The following is a 603-nucleotide window of genomic DNA, read 5'->3' as shown; positions in this document are numbered from 1 at the left end:
TTACAATTGCACCGAAGGTGGAGCTAGGATAGAAGGAACCATAGAAAAACCTTTTAAGGAAGTTTGTGAAACTTTACTCAAAGAAGATCTAAAAAAACCCTTTCCTAAAGTGAAGAATTTAAGTCAAGATAAACAAAATGAACTTTTACTTAAAGCTTATTATAAAATTTATAAAAGTATAAGACATTGCAAAGATTTTAAAGAAGAACTTTTAAAATCTTATAATTACATCTTAGAAAGTTTTTCAAATCTTAACTTAATCTCAAATTTAAATGAAGGTAAAGAAATACTTAATTATCTCATACAAGAAATTGATAAAATCAAAACTAAACTTGAAGATGGAAAAAATATGTCAGATCTTTATGAAATCTTAGGTCCTTTGCAAACTCAATTTGAACTTAATTTAGCTAGAATTTATGTTTTAAATCCAAAAACTTTAGAAGATTCTTATAATAAATCTTTATTATGGGTAAAAGAGCATATAGAATTTTTTAAAATGGTTTATACTCATATTGAAGCTCAAGAAAAAGCTTTAATAGAAAATATTAATCCTTTAGAAGATGAATTAGATCAAAGAAATTTAGAAAAATGGAAGGAAAAAAT

General features: G+C 24.0%; 1 pseudogene. It reads left to right on the top strand.

Annotated features, from left to right (window positions below):
* Positions 1-603 (top strand): annotated as a pseudogene (locus H2277_RS09115) (DUF115 domain-containing protein); the annotation flags it as partial.

Origin of the sequence: Campylobacter sp. W0014 (assembly GCF_020135975.1) — a bacterium.
GTDB lineage: Bacteria > Campylobacterota > Campylobacteria > Campylobacterales > Campylobacteraceae > Campylobacter_D.
This window is presented reverse-complemented; position numbering and strand designations above follow the sequence as displayed.